The 16899-nt window shown below is 60.8% G+C and carries 16 protein-coding genes; 9 read left to right on the top strand and 7 right to left on the bottom strand.

The features are described 5' to 3' along the window. Positions 1-11: 11 nt before the first annotated feature. Entirely contained in the window at positions 12-431 is a 420-nt protein-coding gene (locus ACO08A_RS07740) for a MerR family transcriptional regulator (protein WP_422040567.1), read from the bottom strand. Between the two features lie 83 nt (positions 432-514). Here ACO08A_RS07740 and ACO08A_RS07735 point away from each other — a divergent pair, with 83 nt between their 5' ends. Next, a complete protein-coding gene (locus tag ACO08A_RS07735; RefSeq protein WP_422040566.1) occupies positions 515-1153 on the top strand; it encodes a cation transporter in 639 nt (212 codons plus the stop codon). 18 nt (positions 1154-1171) lie between these two features. Here the strand turns inward: ACO08A_RS07735 and ACO08A_RS07730 are convergent, their stop codons facing one another. The 4 genes from ACO08A_RS07730 to ACO08A_RS07715 all read right to left on the bottom strand — a co-directional run bounded on the left by ACO08A_RS07730 (position 1172) and on the right by ACO08A_RS07715 (position 4132). Next, positions 1172-2137 (bottom strand): metallophosphoesterase, encoded by a 966-nt coding sequence (locus tag ACO08A_RS07730; RefSeq protein WP_422040565.1) that lies wholly within the window; start codon positions 2135-2137, stop codon positions 1172-1174. Positions 2138-2306: 169 nt separating this feature from the next. Then, entirely contained in the window at positions 2307-2543 is a 237-nt protein-coding gene (locus ACO08A_RS07725) for a hypothetical protein (protein ID WP_422040564.1), read from the bottom strand. Positions 2544-2662: 119 nt separating this feature from the next. Beyond that, a complete protein-coding gene (locus tag ACO08A_RS07720) occupies positions 2663-3070 on the bottom strand; it encodes a serine/threonine protein kinase (RefSeq protein ID WP_422040563.1) in 408 nt (135 codons plus the stop codon). Between the two features lie 93 nt (positions 3071-3163). Continuing rightward, positions 3164-4132, bottom strand: coding sequence for a tyrosine recombinase XerC (locus tag ACO08A_RS07715; RefSeq protein ID WP_422040562.1), 969 nt, complete (start codon positions 4130-4132; stop codon positions 3164-3166). Between the two features lie 122 nt (positions 4133-4254). Here ACO08A_RS07715 and ACO08A_RS07710 point away from each other — a divergent pair, with 122 nt between their 5' ends. Then, on the top strand, positions 4255-5160 hold the full coding sequence (locus ACO08A_RS07710; RefSeq protein ID WP_422040561.1) for a sterol desaturase family protein: 906 nt from the start codon (positions 4255-4257) through the stop codon (positions 5158-5160). Positions 5161-5196: 36 nt separating this feature from the next. Here the strand turns inward: ACO08A_RS07710 and ACO08A_RS07705 are convergent, their stop codons facing one another. After that, positions 5197-5841 (bottom strand): class I SAM-dependent DNA methyltransferase, encoded by a 645-nt coding sequence (locus ACO08A_RS07705; protein ID WP_422040560.1) that lies wholly within the window; start codon positions 5839-5841, stop codon positions 5197-5199. A gap of 169 nt (positions 5842-6010) precedes the next feature. Continuing rightward, positions 6011-6664, bottom strand: coding sequence for a fructose-6-phosphate aldolase (gene fsa, locus ACO08A_RS07700; RefSeq protein WP_422040559.1), 654 nt, complete (start codon positions 6662-6664; stop codon positions 6011-6013). A 277-nt stretch (positions 6665-6941) separates the two neighbouring features. Here fsa and ACO08A_RS07695 point away from each other — a divergent pair, with 277 nt between their 5' ends. From ACO08A_RS07695 to ACO08A_RS07665, 7 genes are all read left to right on the top strand, one after another. Further along, entirely contained in the window at positions 6942-9137 is a 2196-nt protein-coding gene (locus tag ACO08A_RS07695) for a primosomal protein N' (protein WP_422040558.1), read from the top strand. Positions 9138-9487: 350 nt separating this feature from the next. Next, on the top strand, positions 9488-10048 hold the full coding sequence (locus tag ACO08A_RS07690) for a F0F1 ATP synthase subunit delta (protein ID WP_421981037.1): 561 nt from the start codon (positions 9488-9490) through the stop codon (positions 10046-10048). Further along, complete coding sequence (gene atpA, locus ACO08A_RS07685; protein WP_421981038.1) at positions 10048-11577, top strand: F0F1 ATP synthase subunit alpha; 1530 nt, start codon at positions 10048-10050, stop codon at positions 11575-11577. Before ACO08A_RS07690 ends, atpA begins: the two co-directional genes overlap by 1 nt. Positions 11578-11610: 33 nt before the next feature. After that, a complete protein-coding gene (locus ACO08A_RS07680) occupies positions 11611-12495 on the top strand; it encodes a F0F1 ATP synthase subunit gamma (RefSeq protein ID WP_421981039.1) in 885 nt (294 codons plus the stop codon). Positions 12496-12618: 123 nt separating this feature from the next. Next, entirely contained in the window at positions 12619-14043 is a 1425-nt protein-coding gene (gene atpD, locus ACO08A_RS07675; RefSeq protein WP_421981040.1) for a F0F1 ATP synthase subunit beta, read from the top strand. Between the two features lie 97 nt (positions 14044-14140). After that, on the top strand, positions 14141-14548 hold the full coding sequence (locus ACO08A_RS07670; protein ID WP_422040557.1) for a F0F1 ATP synthase subunit epsilon: 408 nt from the start codon (positions 14141-14143) through the stop codon (positions 14546-14548). Positions 14549-14847: 299 nt separating this feature from the next. Continuing rightward, the gene (locus tag ACO08A_RS07665; RefSeq protein ID WP_422040556.1) at positions 14848-16842 is read left to right on the top strand and encodes a methyl-accepting chemotaxis protein; all 1995 of its coding nucleotides are present in this window, start codon (positions 14848-14850) and stop codon (positions 16840-16842) included. Positions 16843-16899 lie beyond the last annotated feature (57 nt).

Genomic DNA, 16899 nt, shown 5'->3' with positions numbered 1-16899 from the left:
GTCCCCTTGCTTCAATGCACGTCGAGGCATTGGCCATGATCGCCAAAGGCCTTGAGCACGTTGCATTCCGTCACCGTGTGATCGCCTTCGCAGCTCGAGGCGATCCGGACGAGTTCCGCTTCCAGTTTTTTCAGATGCGCAATGCGCTCACGGATCGATGCGAGCTGGTTCTTTGCGATCCGGTCTGCAGCGTGGCAGGGCCTGTCGGGGTGCTGACTGAGCTCGATCAGGTCACGGATGGCAGGCATCGGCAGGCCGAGATCCCGGCTGTGCTTGATGAAGCGGAGGCGGTCGCGATCCGTCTCGTTGTAGCGCCGCTGATTGCCTTCGGTCCGAAAGGGCGCGTCGATCAGGCCCTCCTTTTCGTAGTACCGGATCGTCGGAACCTTCACGCCGGTCTGCTTCGACAGTTCCCCGATCGAAAAATCCATCAATTTACCCCTTGAACCTCTAGTCGCTATAGGAATTAGACTGCTCGCGCTCGAATAAATCAAGAGGCTTTGAGGAGCACGACATGGGCGCATGCTGCGCGAAGACGCAGACCCCGTTTGACGGCATGTCAAGAGACTATCGGCGCCGTCTCTGGCTGGTGATCGGGTTGAACGCCGGCATGTTCGTCGTTGAAATGGCGGCCGGCCAGGCCGCCGGTTCGAAGGCGTTGCAGGCCGATGCGCTCGATTTTTTCGGCGACGCCATCACCTACGGGATTTCGCTGGCGGTGATCGGAGCATCCCTGAAGACGCGGGCGCTTGCGGCACTGGGCAAGGGCGTGAGCCTGCTTCTGATGGGGCTCTGGGTCGCCGGGTCGACCCTGCATCAGGTGTTTGTGCTCGGCGTGCCCCAGGCCGCCGTCATGGGATCCGTCGGATTTCTCGCCCTTGCCGTCAACCTTGCGAGCGTGATGCTGCTGGTGCGCTACAAGGACGGCGATGCCAATGTGCGTTCCGTCTGGCTGTGTTCGCGCAATGACGCCATCGGAAATCTCGCCGTCATGATGGCCGCCCTGGGTGTGTGGGGAACAACGGCGGCTTGGCCGGACCTGCTGGTCGCCGGATTGATGGCGGCCTTGTTCGTGAGTTCCGCCGTTCAGATCCTCTCCCAGGGCATTCGCGAATTCCGGCAAAAAGCCCCGGTTCCGGCCGGAAGCATCTGAACAACTCCGGCATGCGGATCAGGCGGAGACTGCCGCCGTGCTGCCACCCAGATGGACAAGCGTAATTTCCGGCGGGACACCTATTCTCAATGGCAGCAGGGAACATCCAAGTCCACCGGACACGATCAGGTGCCTCGGGTCTGCCGACAGCCCGAGATGCCGATTGACCGTCGTACCCAAGGTGTCGACATAGTGGCCATAGGGAAAACGGTTGCCATGCTTGGCGGGATAGCCTGGGCGGTATCCGAAACAATTGATCTGGCCACCATGGGTATGCCCGCTCACGGTCAGGCTGACACGGCCGGGAACCTCGTTGAAAATATCAGGCTCATGCGCCATCAGAATGATCGGTGCGTCGTCGGTTACCTGCGCAAGTGTTCCGGTCAGATCATCGAGACCCTGCCAATTCCTGCGCTTGAATTTCGGGCTTGGTCCGAGCGCCAACTGGTCGTCGATGCCAGCCAGCCAGAAGGGTCTTCCGTCCTTTTCGAGACGTATTGCCCGGTTCTGGTAAAGCGGAATGCCGGCGTTGAGAAGCGCCTGGCCATATTTCGTCGGACCGCTTCCGGTTTTCTGGGCCTCCTGATCATCCCACCAGTCATGGTTGCCCAGGATCGCATGCGTCCCGAGAGGAGCGGAGAGGTTTGCGAACTGGTCTGCCCAGGCCTGCGGCGGGATCGCGTCATATTGCATCTTGTGATCTGCAACGTAGTCGCCAAGCATCAGGATGATGTCGGGCTTCAGGGCGTTTGTACGTTCGACGATAAAGCGGACCCGTTCAAGCCCCATCCAGGGATCACAAATATGCGGATCGGCGATGAGCGCAGCGGTGAGCTGCAGGTCCTTTGGCCAGCGTCCCGGCGTCAGATGATACCGTTTGATCCGCAGACGGAAAGGTTCGATGCCGACTGCATAGGCAGCCGTTGATATCGAACTCAAGGCCACGAGACCCAACCCCTTCAGAAACACGCGTCTGGAAATCATGAAACTCCCGCTTGTTGCAGCTTGCAAGTCTTTGTGTGAGCCGGATTATTCGTGCCCTGGTTGGCGCAAAGAAGGAGACTTTCAGCAGAAACTGTGCAGGGAGCGTTTTTTCAAAAAAAAACCGCTGCCGAAGCAGCGGTAAGATAGATTGGAGCAAAAGAAACTTGAATTACTCGGTCGGTGCCTCTTCAGGGACCGGCACGATGACGTCTTCCTGCGTGATCTCCACGCTGAGATCATTCGTCGCGATGGCAACGTCGGTGTCGACTTCCGGAACGATGGACGTATCCGCGACAGTCATTTTCTCGTCGGCTTTGGCAGTTTTTCCCCAAGAACAGGCATGTGCCGGTGCGACCGCGAATGCCGCGATGGCGAACCCTGCGATGGCCGTGCTGATCAGACGCATGATGAGCCTCCGTCTGTTGCTGCGCGGGACTGGCGCAGTAACGTCTAAGGTAAAGCAAAAATGAAATCGGACAAGGAAAAACCGGGTAGAGATTGATACCAAGGTTAAGATTGGCGCATTTACTTTCTGTTAAGGTTGTAGGTCTTCTGGGTCTTGGGCTCTGACAAGTCGTTGACAACGTTGACAACACGCGCGTCGAGAAGATCTCCGAAGGCCTTGAGCGTGATCTTCTTGCTGCTCAGGAATCCGATCAAAAGAACCTGTATTGCGCCGTCCGATCGCAGCTCGGCCTTTGTCCAACCCCACTTGCAATCGCGCGGAATGCAGGACGTGAAGGCTCTCACGCGCACCAGCACCTGCTCGTTTTCGCACGTGCTTTCCACCTCGATGCGGCTGATTTCCTTCGGTTCCGCATCGGGGTTGATCCAGACACCGTCCTCCGGCAGCGGGCAGTAGATCCGTTGCGCCTGTGCCGGCACCGTCGACAGGACGAGAAGTCCGGCAAGGAAAAGCAAGAGACGAGACATGATCAGTCCACCTTTTGTTTCAGCCTCATGATAGAGCATTTTCCGACCAACTTGGTTCATTTGACCGAGGCCCATTTTCGCAAATGCTCTAGCTCACTTCGTGCCGTTGCGCGGATGCGCCCGGTCATAGGCAGCCAGCAGATGCGCACTGTCTATCTCGGTGTAGATCTGCGTGGACGCGAGGCTGGCGTGTCCGAGAAGCTCCTGGATTGTCCTGAGATCGCCGCCGCCGGCGAGCAGGTGCGTGGCGAAGGAATGCCTGAGGGCGTGCGGCGTCGCGGTCTCCGGCAATCCGAGCGCCCCGCGCAGCTTTGCCATGGCCAGCTGGATCATGCGTGGATTGAGAGGGCCGCCGCGTGCGCCGAGGAAAAGCGGGCCGTCCGCCTCGATGGCGAAGGGGCACAGCTTGACGTAATGCGCGACCGCATCGCAGACGGCCGGAAGGATCGGCACGATACGTTCCTTGCGGCCCTTGCCCACGATGCGCATGGTCTTAGTTCCCGGCACGGGCGCCATCTTGCCCGTCAGGGACAGCGCCTCGGATATCCGGAGGCCGCAGCCGTAAAGAAGCGTCAGCACGGCGGCATTGCGTGCCTCTATCCAGGGCGCCGTCTCGAGGGCGAGTTCGCCGCTGGTGACATCGATGGCATCGCGCGAGGAAACCGGTTTGGGCAGGGACCGTGCCTGCCGCGGTGGCCGGACGGCGTCGGACGCTGCCGCGTTCACGTCTCCGCGCCGTTCCAGGTGTTTCAGGAAGGACCGTATCCCGGCAAGGCCCCTGGCCAATGACCGGCTCTTGACTCCCTGCCTGCGCCGGGACGCCAAAAACCCCCTGAAGTCGGCAGGCCTCAGCGCGGCGATATCCTTCAATGACGGCGCTCCCCCGAGATGTTCTGTCAGGAAGCGGAGGAACTGCCGCAGATCGCGTTCATAGGCGACCAGCGTCTTGTCGGAAAGCCGGCGTTCATCGGACAGATGATCGAGCCAGAGCCCGATTCGGTTGTTGAGATCCGGCTTCGCGGTGACCAGAAGGTCGGACAGGTCGGGTGCGGTCGTGCTCATTGGCCGATTTTAGGCCCGTTTGCGTTCGGATTGGTTAATGCGCAGCATTGAATTTACCCGCGATTAAGCCCGCGCCCCTTAGATAGGCCGAATTGAGTTTTTAGCGCGCAGGTGAGCGGACCGTGGACTTCGCCGGACGGATTTACGAGCTTCTTCAGCTGCTGGTGACCAATCGGGTCTACAGCATCTCGTTTCTGGCCACCGCCGGATTTGCGCTCGCCGTGCTTCTGTTCGATCTCCATCGCCGCGGATACCGGTTCGACTGGCCCGTCAGGCTGATCCGCAGCGTGGCGGCAAATATCGGTTTCTGGTGGGTCAACCTCCTGTTCGCACCGGTCGTCTTCCTGACATCCGAACACATCAAGCAGGGCTATGACACGCTCGGCATCCCGAGCGTCGACGAGACCTTCTGGTCCGGGGTGCCCTGGTGGGTGCTGGTTCCTTTCGCCGCGCTTTGCTACGATTTCGCCGACTACTGGAACCATCGCATCCTGCATCACCGCTGGCTCTGGCCGATCCATGCGATCCATCATTCCGACCCGGACCTGAACGTGCTGACGAGCTACCGGATCCACTTTCTGGAATCGCTGGTCATGACCACGTCCTACATCCTGCTCCTGAGCTGGCTCGGGTTCCCGACCGACGTGATGGGATACGGCGCGATCCTGCTGACGCTGCACAACATGTATGTCCACATCAACGTGGACTGGGGCCACGGCCCGTTCAGATACGTGCTGGCTTCGCCGCGCATGCACCAGTGGCACCATGCCGACCTCCCCGAGGCCTACGGCAAGAACCTGGCAAACGTCTTTCCGGTCTTCGACCTCCTCTTCGGCACCTATTACGTTCCAGGACCGTGCAAGGAGCCCTTCGGCGTCCAGGATGTTCCTCAGAACGACGTCGTGAAGCTGGTGTTCTATCCTTTCGTGGAATGGACGCGGCAGGCGAAATCGGCAATCCGCGCGATCAGGCCCGCCCAAACGCGCGGCGATGAGATCTCCCCGCAGGAACGGGAAGCCTTCAAATAGGCAAGCAACGTGTCATGCGCGTCGGATCCGTGCGCCTCACAGCGTCCGAAAGCTCACCGCGAAGGCGATATCCGCCGAATGATCGTGGCCTTCCTTTGAATACATGCGGATTTCCCGGACCTCGGGGTCCGTGATCCGTCTCTCATCCGCCAGTCCGGTGAGCGCGGCATCGAAACCGTGATCGCCGTAATGCGCCCGGTTGACGCCGATCACGAAGAGTGCGCCGCTTCGCGCGATCGAAAGCAGGCTGACCAGAACATCGGGGCCGAGATGTCCGTGTGTGAAGGCGCCGGACGAAAGGACCGCGCCATACGCATTGCTGATCGGTGCGAGGTCGCCGGTCAGGTCGATTTCGAAGGTCCGGCCGTAGAGCGCCTTCGCAGCTGCGCGTTGCAGCATCTCCGCGGATATATCCATTCCGTCGACCTGGGCAGCCGGCAGGCCAAGCGCTTCGGCAACCAGACCTGTGCCGCAGCCTATGTCCGCGACGGGAACATCGTCAGGTCCGGCCTGTTCCGCATAGATCCGTGCGATTGTCTCCGGATAGACAAACCCGAGAGCTTCGGCGAAGTCACCGTCATAGGTGTCCGCGAATTCGCGGTAATAGGCCTTGTTGTCTTCCGGCGTGGAAAGCTTGTAGGCGTTTTCCAGAAGCGCCTTGCCCTTGTCGTCGTCCGCCACGTGGCTGCTCCGTTTCAACCGTCTGTCCGGGAAATCCGGTGAAAGCGTATGTCCGGCGGATGATGCGATCAAGGTGCGCGGCGTGGCGGGCGGGGTCATCTCGCTATAGAAGCCAACAAAAAACGGCCCGGAAACCCGGGCCGTTTGCAAATGCTCGTTTTGTCAGCCGTCAGAGGATGCTCTGGCCCGTCTTGGCCCAGTCGGCCAGGAACGCATCGAGGCCCTTGTCCGTCAGCGGATGCTTGACCAGGCCCTTCAGCGTTGCGGGCGGAACGGTGGCGACGTCCGCACCGATGATCGCGCATTCCTTGACGTGGTTGGGTGTGCGGATCGAGGCGGCCAGGATTTCCGTATCGAAGCCGTAATTGTCGTAGATCACGCGGATCTCGCGGATCAGCTCCAGTCCGTCGATGTTCATGTCATCCAGACGGCCGATGAACGGCGAGATGTAGGTTGCACCGGCCTTGGCGGCGAGCAGGGCCTGGTTCGCCGAAAAACACAGCGTGACGTTGGTCTTGGTGCCTTCCTCGGTCAGCTGCTTGCAGGCCTTCAGCCCGTCGAAGGTCAGCGGCAGCTTGATGACGACATTGTCGGCGATTGCGCGCAGGACATGCGCTTCCTTGATCATCTGGTCGAACTCGGTCGCGGCAACCTCCGCGGAGACATCGCCGCCCGTGATTCCGCAGATCTCGGCAATCACTTCCTTGAAGTCGCGGCCCGACTTGGCAATGAGCGAGGGATTGGTCGTCACGCCGTCGAGAAGGCCCGTGGATTCAAGTTCCTTGATGACGGCGGTGTCGGCCGTGTCGACGAAAAATTTCATGTCTGGTAGCTCCCTGTGAAGCGCCGGTTCGGTCGCCGGAGTGGCTCGCCTGCGGATCCCGCAAAGCGATTTGCGTAATCAGTCGCGCTCTCTTTACCCTAGGATGATGACAAGAAGAACCCCTGATTCTCCGGTGGAAGAAATTTTTGTGGTACGTACCTCAAAAAAGTCAGCCCTTGATCCCGGCCCGTTCTGGCGCAAACGTTTGCGACTGCCCCCGGGGGTGAGGCGCCTGCGGGTGTCAGCCCGACCCGACAAGTTGCGGACCTGAATTCTCGTGCTGTTTGACGATCCAGAATTTGAGGAGACGATTGCCAGCGTCCTGGTGCCGGTCGCGGTCCCAACGGCCTATACCTACAAGGTGCCGCCCGGAAAGTCGGTTGTTCCCGGAACGATCGTCAGGGTCCCGCTCGGGCCACGCGAAGTCATCGGCGCTGTCTGGGACGGGGAGCCGGACGCGGCGATCAATCCGAAGAAGCTGAAAAGCATCACCCGCGTCTATGACACCACGCCGCCTCTCGACGAGGACCTGCGCCGGTTCGTCGACTGGGTAGCGAACTGGACGCTCGGAGCGCCCGGCATGGTTCTGCGCATGGTGCTGCGCTCCGAAGAAGCGCTGGAACCGGAAGCGCCGGTGCCGGGCGTGCGCCGGATCGACGGCGCCGAACCGGACCGGCAGACCTCCGCCCGTCGGCGGGTGCTGGGCACGATGGAAGACGGCTTTGCCTGGACAAAGAGCGGCCTTGCCCATGCTGCCGGCGTGTCGCCTTCCGTGATCGATGGCCTGATCCACCAGGAGGTGCTCGAAGTCGTCTCCATGCCGGCCGCGCCACCGCCGCCCAGACCGCAGCTCGACTTCGCCCAGAAGCAACTGACACAGGCTCAGACGGCCGCAGCCGAGGGCCTGATCGCAAGCTTCGACAAGGGCGCGGGCGTGTCGCTGATCGACGGCGTCACCGGCTCCGGCAAGACGGAGGTCTATTTCGAGGCGATCGCGGAGGCGATGCGCCGTGAACGGCAGGCGCTCGTGCTCCTGCCGGAAATCGCCTTGACGGAACAGTTCCTGCGCCGGTTCGAACAGCGCTTCGGTGTCTACCCCGCCGAGTGGCATTCGGAGATCACGCCGAAAAACCGTGCACGGGTCTGGCGCGGCGTTGCGTCCGGCGACATCCGGGTGGTGATCGGTGCGCGTTCGTCGCTGTTTCTGCCGTTTCGCGAGCTGGGCCTCATTATCGTGGACGAGGAACACGATGCCGCCTTCAAGCAGGATGACAGGGTGCCTTACAGCGCCAGGGACATGGCCGTCGTGCGCGGCCACATATCCGGATTTCCTGTTGTGCTCGCCTCCGCAACGCCTTCGGTGGAAAGCCGCGTCAACGCCGATTCGGGCCGCTACACGCTTTATGAACTTCCCGAGCGGGCGTCCGGGGCGGCGCTTCCGGACCTGAAGGCCATCGACATGCGGATTGACGGTCCCGAGCGCGGCAGGTGGCTGGCGCCGCAGCTGGTTCATGCGATCAAGGACACGTTTGCCGCCGGTGACCAATCGCTTCTGTTTCTCAACAGGCGGGGATACGCGCCCCTGACGTTATGCCGCACCTGCGGCCATCGCTTTCAGTGTGCTCATTGCAGCGCCTGGCTGGTCGAGCACCGGTTTCAGAAGAAACTTGTCTGCCATCATTGCGGCCACACCGAGCCGGTGCCGCAAAGCTGTCCCTCCTGTGGCCAGACGGACAGCCTCGTTGCCTGCGGCCCGGGTGTCGAGCGCATCGCGGAAGAGGTATCGGATCTTTTCCCTCAGGCGCGCACGCTGGTCCTGTCTTCGGACCTTGCCGGCGGCCCGGAGCGGCTGAAGCGGGAGATGAAGCTGGTGGAAGAGGGCGAGGCCGACATTGTCATCGGCACCCAGCTCGTCGCCAAGGGCCACAATTTCCCCAAGATGAAGCTCGTCGGGGTCATTGATGCCGATCTGGGTCTGGCGCATGGAGACCCGCGTGCCGCCGAAAAGACGTTCCAGCTGCTGGCACAGGTCACCGGCCGGGCGGGCCGCATGACCGGCGGCGGCGTCGGGCTGCTGCAGACCTATAATGCGGAGCACCCGGTCATCAGGGCACTCTACGGCGGCGACACGGCGGCCTTCTACAAGGCGGAAATCGAATCCCGGCGCGTCTCCGGCCTGCCTCCGTTCGGCCGGCTGGCGGCCATTGTCGTCTCGGGGCCGGACAAGGGGTTCGCGGAAGGCTTTGCGCGCGCGCTCGCGCGCTCGGCTCCACTGGATGAGGCCGTCAGCATTCTGGGTCCTGCGGAAGCCGCCCTGGCGATGGTACGCGGCCGCCACCGCTACCGTCTGCTGACCATGGCGCCGCGCCAGTTCGACCTGCAATCCTACCTGCGGCGATGGCTCGCCGCGGGGCCGAAGCCGACAAAGGGACTGCGTGTCCAGGTGGATATCGATCCGCAGCATTTCCTTTGACCGGCGCGATATCGGGCCGGTACAGGCAGGTCGTTGAGGCAGGCCGGCAAGGTGGTGCCATGCGTCGTCTGCACGCGGTGGATTTGGCCCGCATTCAACCAAAGTTCGATGACCCCGGGGGGCGGCGCGGAGCACTTTTTCCCGCCCTGCGGTAAAAAACACCGAAGATTCGGTAAAAACAGTCTTTTGGCGAAGTTGCACACTGACAAACCCTGTGCTAATTGAGGCGCGGCTTTGGGGGAACGGTTTAACCGTCACACCTTCTGACCTCGAAATCATTCATTATTTTCAATGCCTTGCGAGCGCTAGCCGTTTTGCGGGCTTGAAAAACGTCAGAGAGCACGGACCTGGTGACTGACAACGTATCTCTCGTATCCGGCGTGGCACAGCGTTATGCGTCCGCCCTTCTCGACCTCGCGGAGGGTGACGGCGTTACGGCTGACGTGGAACGGGATCTGGGCGCTTTCGAAGGCATGCTTGCCGAAAGCGAAGATCTCGACCGTCTCGTGAAGAGCCCGGCATTCAGTGCTGAGGAGCAGCTTGCGGCGCTCACGGCACTTCTCGACAAGGCGGGCATCTCCGGCCTTGCCGCAAATTTCGTGAAGCTGGCCGCCCGCAACAGGCGCCTCTTCGTTCTTCCCGACATGATCAAGTCTTTCCGCGCCCTGCTTGCGGAAATGCGCGGCGAAGAGACTGCTGAAGTCACATCTGCAGCAGCCCTGTCCGACGAACATGTCGCTGCCCTGAAAGAGGCCTTGTCGGCTTCAACGGGCAAAACCGTAAATCTCGCAGCGAAAGTTGATCCTGCTCTGATTGGTGGCCTCGTGGTCAAGGTCGGATCCCGCATGATCGACACCTCCCTGCGTACCAAGCTCAATTCACTCAAGTTCGCGATGAAAGAGGTCGGCTGATGGATATTCGGGCCGCGGAAATTTCCGCAATCCTCAAGGATCAGATCAAGAGCTTTGGCCAGGAAGCCGAAGTCTCTGAAGTTGGTCAGGTGCTCTCCGTCGGTGACGGTATCGCCCGTGTTTATGGTCTGGACAAGGTTCAGGCTGGTGAAATGGTCGAGTTTCCAGGTGGCATCAAGGGCATGGCCCTGAACCTGGAATCAGACAATGTCGGTGTCGTTCTCTTCGGTTCTGACCGCGACATCAAGGAAGGCGACACCGTCAAGCGGACCGGCGCCATCGTGGAAGTCCCGGTCGGCAAGGGCCTGCTCGGCCGCGTTGTCGACCCGCTCGGCAACCCGATCGACGGCAAGGGCCCGATCGACGCGACCGAAAAGCGCCGCGTGGACGTGAAGGCGCCGGGCATCCTGCCGCGCAAATCCGTGCACGAGCCGATGTCCACCGGCCTCAAGGCGATCGACGCCCTGATCCCGGTCGGCCGTGGCCAGCGCGAGCTTGTGATCGGCGACCGCCAGACCGGCAAGACCGCCATCATCCTCGACACGTTCCTGAACCAGAAGCCTCTGCATTCCGGTGATGACGAAGATGCCAAACTGTACTGCATCTACGTCGCCGTCGGTCAGAAGCGGTCCACCGTTGCCCAGTTCGTCAAGGTCCTGGAAGACAACGGCGCCCTGGAATACTCCATCGTCATCGCTGCGACGGCATCCGATGCCGCACCGCTGCAGTTCCTGGCACCGTTTGCCGGCTGCGCGATGGGCGAGTACTTCCGCGACAATTCCATGCACGCCGTGATCGGCTACGACGATCTGACCAAGCAGGCCGTTGCCTATCGTCAGATGTCCCTGCTTCTGCGCCGCCCGCCGGGACGTGAAGCGTTCCCGGGCGACGTCTTCTACCTGCACTCCCGTCTTCTGGAGCGCGCTGCGAAGCTTAACGAAGAGCACGGCAGCGGTTCTCTGACGGCACTGCCGGTCATTGAGACCCAGGGCAACGACGTGTCCGCGTTTATTCCGACCAACGTGATCTCGATCACCGACGGTCAGATCTTCCTTGAAACGGATCTCTTCTATCAGGGTATCCGTCCGGCGGTGAACGTCGGTCTGTCGGTGTCCCGCGTGGGGTCCTCCGCCCAGATCAAGGCCATGAAGCAGGTTGCCGGCCCGATTAAGGGTGAGCTTGCGCAGTATCGCGAAATGGCTGCCTTCGCGCAGTTCGGCTCCGACCTCGATGCCACGACGCAGCGTCTGCTGAACCGTGGCGCCCGTCTGACCGAACTCCTCAAGCAGCCGCAGTTCTCTCCGCTGAAAACGCAGGAGCAGGTCGCGGTCATCTATGCCGGCGTGAACGGTTATCTGGACGGCTTCGGTGTCGACCGGGTGAAGGACTTCGAAGAAGGCCTGTTGCTGTTCCTCCGTGGTGAGCATGCGGATCTTCTGGATGCCATCTGGGAAAAGAAGGCCCTTGACGACGAACTGACCGGCAAGCTGAAGGCTGCCATCGACGCGTTCGCCAAGAACTTCGCTTAAGACGACACGCCGGGATAAGGAGCAGGGGCGGCCATGCCGAGCCTGAAGGACTTACGAAACCGCATCGCTTCCGTTAAGGCGACGCAGAAAATCACCAAGGCCATGCAAATGGTGGCCGCGGCGAAACTGCGTCGTGCCCAGGAAGCTGCGGAGGCTGCACGCCCCTATGCAGAGCGCATGGGTGCGGTGCTGGCCAACCTCGCGGAAGCATTCGAGGGTCGCGACGACGCTCCGAAGCTGATGTCCGGCACGGGCAACGATCAGGTGCATCTCCTGCTCGTTGCGACTGCCGAACGCGGACTGTGCGGGGGCTTCAACACCAACATCGCCAAGCTGGCCCGTGAAAAGGCGCGCAGCCTGATCGCCGACGGCAAGACCGTCAAGATCATCTGTGTCGGCAAGAAGGGCTTCGACGCCCTGAAGCGCGAGCTCGGCCAGCATGTGATCGAGACCGTCGATCTGCGTAGCGTCAAGAACGTTGGCTATGCCAATGCCGATGAGATCGGCAAGAAGGTCCTGGCCATGTTCGCCGACGGCGAGTTCGACGTCTGCACGCTGTTCTACTCGACATTCGTCTCGGTGATCGCGCAGGAGCCGACGGCTCAGCAGCTCATCCCGGCCAGCTTCGAGGCCAAGGGCGATGGCGAGAGCGACGGTGCCCATCCGGTTTACGAATACGAGCCGGACGAAACGGAGATCCTCGAGGATCTTCTGCCGCGCAACATTTCCGTACAGATTTTTCGGGCGCTCCTGGAAAATGCTGCATCCGAGCAGGGCGCGCGCATGTCCGCGATGGATAACGCGACCCGCAACGCCGGTGAGATGATCGACAAGCTGACGATCAACTACAACCGCCAGCGTCAGGCGCAGATCACGACGGAACTGATTGAAATCATCTCGGGCGCCGAGGCGCTCTAGAGCGCTTTGCGCCCACCGGGCGCAGAGTGCCGGAATACTAACATTGTCGATCGACTCTTCCGCGCGATGTGAAAGACACGGGAAGCAGGTCGATCAAACGGGATCAAGACGAGGATTAGGGATATGGCTGACAAACAGGTCGGACGGATCACCCAGGTCATCGGCGCCGTTGTCGACGTCAAGTTCGATGACCACCTGCCGTTGATCCTGAACGCTCTGGAAGCTGACAACCAGGGTGTACGACTGGTTCTCGAGGTTGCACAGCACCTCGGCGAGAACACGGTTCGCACCATCGCGATGGACTCCACCGAGGGTCTGGTGCGCGGACAGGAAGTTGTCGACACCGGCGCACCGATTGCCGTGCCGGTCGGCGACGGCACGCTGGGCCGCATCATGAACGTGATCGGCGAGCCGGTCGATGAAGCCGGCGAAATTCCGCACACGGACAAGCGCGGCATCCACCAGGAAGCTCCGACGTTCATCGAACAGTCCACGGAAGCTGAAATCCTGGTCACCGGCATCAAGGTCGTGGATCTGCTCGCACCTTACGCGAAGGGCGGCAAGATCGGCCTGTTCGGCGGCGCGGGCGTCGGCAAGACCGTTCTCATCATGGAACTGATCAACAACGTCGCTAAGGCGCACGGCGGTTACTCCGTGTTCGCCGGTGTCGGCGAGCGGACCCGTGAAGGCAACGACCTTTACTGGGAAATGATCGAATCCGGCGTGAACAAGGAAGGCGGCGGAGAAGGCTCCAAGGCGGCCCTCGTTTACGGCCAGATGAACGAGCCTCCCGGAGCGCGTGCACGTGTTGCCCTGACCGGTCTGACGGTTGCCGAGCATTTCCGTGACGCAGGCCAGGACGTTCTGTTCTTCGTCGACAACATCTTCCGCTTCACGCAGGCCGGTTCGGAAGTGTCCGCGCTTCTCGGCCGTATCCCGTCTGCTGTGGGATATCAGCCGACGCTTGCGACCGACATGGGCTCGATGCAGGAGCGCATCACCACGACCAACAAGGGCTCGATCACGTCCGTGCAGGCCGTTTACGTTCCTGCCGATGACTTGACCGACCCGGCGCCGGCTTCGACCTTCGCCCACCTGGACGCGACGACCGTTCTGAACCGCGCGATCGCGGAAAAGGGCATCTACCCGGCCGTGGATCCGCTCGACTCCACGTCGCGCATGCTTGACGCTCGCATCATCGGTGAAGAGCACTACAACACCGCGCGTGCCGTTCAGGGGACGCTGCAGCGCTACAAGGCCCTGCAGGACATCATTGCCATCCTCGGCATGGACGAGCTTTCCGAAGAAGACAAGCTGACCGTGGCACGTGCCCGCAAGATCGAGCGCTTCCTGTCGCAGCCGTTCTTCGTGGCCGAGGTCTTCACCGGTTCTCCGGGCAAGCTGGTTGCTCTCGAAGACACGATCAAGGGCTTCAAGGGCCTTGTCGACGGCGAGTACGACCACCTGCCGGAAGCTGCCTTCTACATGGTTGGCTCCATCGAGGAAGCCGTCGAGAAGGCACAGAAACTGGCAGCGGAAGCCGCCTGATTTCAAGATTGACCCCGGACGTCCGTCGGGACGTCCGGCTTTGTTCAAGCATGATGGCCTCGCCATCTGAGAAGAAGACTGACAAGGAAGACGCCACATGGCTGAACTTTTCCAGTTCGAGTTGGTCTCGCCGGAACGCCAGCTCCTGTCCGAACAGGTCTCGGAAGTCGTCGTTCCCGGTGCCGAAGGTGAATTCGGTGTTCTGAAAGACCACAGTCCTTTCATGTCCAGCATCGCACCCGGCATCCTGAAGGTTCGCGGCGAAGGCGATTCCTGGGATGAGTACTTCGTGCGCGGCGGATTTGCGGACGTGTCTGCAGGCGGATTGACCGTTCTTGCCGAACAGGCGGTGCCGGTTGCGGAAATCAGCCGTGAGCAGCTCGACCAGGCGATCCAGAACGCCGAGGAAGACGTCGCGGACGCGAAGGATGACGCGACGCAACAGAAAGCCGACCGCACGCTTCGCCGGCTCAAGGACGTCGCCGAGGCGTTGAAGCAGGTCTGATACCGGTCGCACAGCGTCACGAATTTCAAACGGCTCCCCGGGAGCCGTTTTTTTTTGTGATCCGATCCCGGGTTTCGAGCGTAAAATGGTGTTATCTGAAATTCTGAAGTAAAACTTGCATAATGCGCAACAATAAAGTGTTGCTTGAGTGTTCTATATTTCTGCGATTGTATATTCTGTTAGAAATAACTAAAAACTTTTTTCCATTTTATAAAAACACTTTTTCTTTTTTGGAATTTTTACCTGCAATTAATATGAGAAAACAAATATTCCGCTACGGTATTTAGCTGGAGCGGTTCATGAGCGTCAAGATGAGAGTGCTGCTGGGGTTCGGCATCGTCGCCTGTTTCCTGGCTTTTTTCGGTACATTTTCCCTGTATCAATTCAACGCGTCTTCCCGGGCGGTCGCAGATCTTGCCGATATGAGCGAGGACGCTCTGCTGGCATCCGAACTCAACGCGGACATGGCCAAGGCGGTGCGCGCCACGCTGCGCTACATTGCCTCGCGTTCGCCCGAGGACAACGCTGAAGCGCTGGATTTCATCAATCAGGTCAAGGCTGGCGGAGAAATCGCGAAGCAGGAAATCGCCAAACCCGAGCGCGTCCGCAACAGGGACATCATAATTGCCGAGATCGGATCGTTTGAAACCGCATTGGCAGCCGTATCGACCCTCTATGCAGAGCGCGACGATCTCGTCACGAACAAGCTGGATGTTCTCGGGCCGGAGGTGCGCAAGCGGATCACGGAGATCAATCGCACGGCAACCGAGGACAACGATCCGGTGACGGCGAACTTCGCTGCGCAGGCGCAGGAGAACCTCCTGCTCGGCCGTCTCTACATGATGAAGTTCCTGGCTTCCAACGACGCGGCGGATTTCGAGCGTCTGGAAAAGAGCTTCGCGGACTTCGCGGACCGGTTCAAGGCTCTCGACGAAAGTGTCGAAAACCCCCGGCGCCGGGAAATCCTGGCTGAGATCGAGCCGATGATCGGCACCTATCTCGAGGCGGCGCGACGCGTCAGGGACGTAATCTGGGAACGCAATGCGATAAGGGACGACACGCTGCTTGCCAAGGGTGCGGAGATCAGCCGCCAGGCAACGCTCATGAAGGAAAGCGCCGGCGTGGACGCCGAGCTCATCGCCTCTGAAACCCAGTCCTATCTGAGCAGTGTCATGTGGCAGGTCGGGATCGCATGTGCCATCACGTTTCTCCTTGCCATCGCTCTGGCATTCGTCATTGCCCGAGCGATCACGAAACCGCTGACCATGCTCGTCGAGGACGCGCAGCAGCTTGCTTCCGGCAACACCGAGGTCGCCTTTGCCGAGGCGCGCCGAAAGGACGAGATCGGGGTGGTCGCCAAGTCCATTGCCGGTTTCCGCGACGGCGTCGTCGAGCGGTTGCGGCTCGAAGAGGAACAGCAGCAGGAGATGGCGGAGCGCGAGGCGCGCAATACCCGTGTCTCCGAGGCAGTCGTCGAATTCGAGCAGTCGGCCAAGCAGATGCTGGACACGATCACCGCGGCCACAGAAAACCTTCAGAATACCGCGTCGGCCATGACCGAAACCGCCCGTGGGACAAATGGTCAGGCGACCATGGTTGCCAGCGCGGCGGAGGAAGCAACGACGAATGTGCAGACCGTTGCCGCGGCCGCAGAGGAATTGTCGGTGTCGCTCAACGGTGTAACCAGTCAGGTCGGGCATTCCGCCGATATCGCGCAAAAGGCCACCGATGACGCCGAGCGCACCAACCGGCAGATTGCCGGGCTCGCCACTGTTGCCGAAGACATCGGCGAAGTGATCTCGCTGATTTCCACGATCGCGGAACAGACCAATCTGCTTGCGCTCAATGCAACCATCGAGGCGGCACGGGCCGGTGAAGCCGGCAAGGGATTTGCCGTGGTTGCGGCCGAGGTCAAGGAACTGGCCAGCCAGACCGGCAAGGCCACCGAGGAAATTTCTTCCAAGATCTCGGCGATCCAGTCTGAAACCCGGGAGGCCGTTGACGGTATTCAGAACATCGCCACCACCATCCAGGAGATAAACACGGTCGCGAATTCGATTGCGACGGCCGTCGAGCAGCAGACCGACGCGACGGCGGAGATATCCCAAAGCGTCGATCAGGCCTCCCAGGGCACTGCCGAAGTCAGCCAGAGCATCGTTCAGGTCTCCGAGGCGGCTGCGGAAACGGACAGGGCCGCCGGGACGGTGGTCGAGGCGGCGGAAACGCTCTCGAAGCAATCCGAAGAGATGCACATCGTCATCGAGAAGTTCCTCTCGACGGTGAAAGCGGCGTAGGTTCGTTGTGCTGTTGTCCGGTTTAGACTTGAAATGGATCTCGTGAGGCGATCACCA

Origin of the sequence: Roseibium sp. (assembly GCF_965232425.1) — a bacterium.
GTDB lineage: Bacteria > Pseudomonadota > Alphaproteobacteria > Rhizobiales > Stappiaceae > Roseibium.
Note: the sequence above shows the minus strand (reverse complement) of the source record. Positions and strands in the feature narration are given on the sequence as shown.

Coding starts and splice junctions, on each gene's coding strand:
- ACO08A_RS07740 (WP_422040567.1), bottom strand. CDS start 431: ATGGATTTTTCGATCGGGGAACTGTCGAAGCAGACCGGCGTGAAGGTT.
- ACO08A_RS07735 (WP_422040566.1), top strand. CDS start 515: ATGGGCGCATGCTGCGCGAAGACGCAGACCCCGTTTGACGGCATGTCA.
- ACO08A_RS07730 (WP_422040565.1), bottom strand. CDS start 2,137: ATGATTTCCAGACGCGTGTTTCTGAAGGGGTTGGGTCTCGTGGCCTTG.
- ACO08A_RS07725 (WP_422040564.1), bottom strand. CDS start 2,543: ATGCGTCTGATCAGCACGGCCATCGCAGGGTTCGCCATCGCGGCATTC.
- ACO08A_RS07720 (WP_422040563.1), bottom strand. CDS start 3,070: ATGTCTCGTCTCTTGCTTTTCCTTGCCGGACTTCTCGTCCTGTCGACG.
- ACO08A_RS07715 (WP_422040562.1), bottom strand. CDS start 4,132: ATGAGCACGACCGCACCCGACCTGTCCGACCTTCTGGTCACCGCGAAG.
- fsa (WP_422040559.1), bottom strand. CDS start 6,664: ATGAAATTTTTCGTCGACACGGCCGACACCGCCGTCATCAAGGAACTT.
- atpA (WP_421981038.1), top strand. CDS start 10,048: ATGGATATTCGGGCCGCGGAAATTTCCGCAATCCTCAAGGATCAGATC.
- ACO08A_RS07680 (WP_421981039.1), top strand. CDS start 11,611: ATGCCGAGCCTGAAGGACTTACGAAACCGCATCGCTTCCGTTAAGGCG.
- atpD (WP_421981040.1), top strand. CDS start 12,619: ATGGCTGACAAACAGGTCGGACGGATCACCCAGGTCATCGGCGCCGTT.
- ACO08A_RS07670 (WP_422040557.1), top strand. CDS start 14,141: ATGGCTGAACTTTTCCAGTTCGAGTTGGTCTCGCCGGAACGCCAGCTC.
- ACO08A_RS07665 (WP_422040556.1), top strand. CDS start 14,848: ATGAGCGTCAAGATGAGAGTGCTGCTGGGGTTCGGCATCGTCGCCTGT.